Annotated in this window: 1 protein-coding gene; it reads right to left on the bottom strand. The window is 63.7% G+C overall.

What is annotated here, in order from left to right; all coding sequences use genetic code 11:
* Window positions 1–731, bottom strand: a 731-nt coding sequence (locus tag QD357_RS32680; RefSeq protein ID WP_414126143.1) for an NAD(P)(+) transhydrogenase (Re/Si-specific) subunit beta, incomplete at both ends; no start/stop codon positions are given.

Here is a 731-nt window from a genome sequence, read left to right as displayed (position 1 = left end):
CCGTAGAACATGCGGGTGTTGTCCTTGTAGAACAAAGGGTTCTCGATGCCGGAATAGCCGGTGCCTTGGCCGCGTTTGGAGACGAACACCTGCTTGGCCTTCCACACCTCGAGCACCGGCATGCCGGCGATCGGGGAGTTCGGATCCTCCTGGGCGGCCGGGTTGACGATGTCGTTGGAGCCGATGACGATGACGACGTCAGTCGAGGGGAAGTCCTCGTTGATCTCGTMCATCTCCAGCACGATATCATAGGGCACCCTGGCTTCGGCGAGCAGCACGTTCATGTGGCCCGGCAGACGGCCGGCGACGGGATGGATGGCAAAGCGCACGGTCTTGCCGGCGGCCCTGAGCTTGCGGGTCAGTTCCGAGACAGACTGCTGGGCCTGCGCCACCGCCATGCCGTAGCCCGGCACGATGATGACGCTGTCGGCATCGTTGAGCGCCGAGGCKACACCGTCTGCGTCGATGGCGATCTGTTCGCCGGAGATCTCCATGGCCKGACCGGTCGTACCGCCGAAGCMGCCGAGGATGACCGAGATGAAAGAGCGGTTCATCGCCTTGCACATGATGTAGGACAGGATCGCACCCGAGGAGCMGACCAGCGCGCCGGTGACGATCAGAAGGTCGTTGCCAAGCGTAAACCCGATCGCCGCGGCCGCCCAGCCGGAATAGCTGTTCAGCATCGACACGACMACCGGCATGTCGGCGCCGCCGATGCCCATGATCAGGTG

The sequence above is a fragment of the Rhizobium sp. BR 317 genome (assembly GCF_047445835.1).
In the GTDB taxonomy this organism is placed as follows: domain Bacteria; phylum Pseudomonadota; class Alphaproteobacteria; order Rhizobiales; family Rhizobiaceae; genus Rhizobium; species Rhizobium paranaense.
This window is presented reverse-complemented; position numbering and strand designations above follow the sequence as displayed.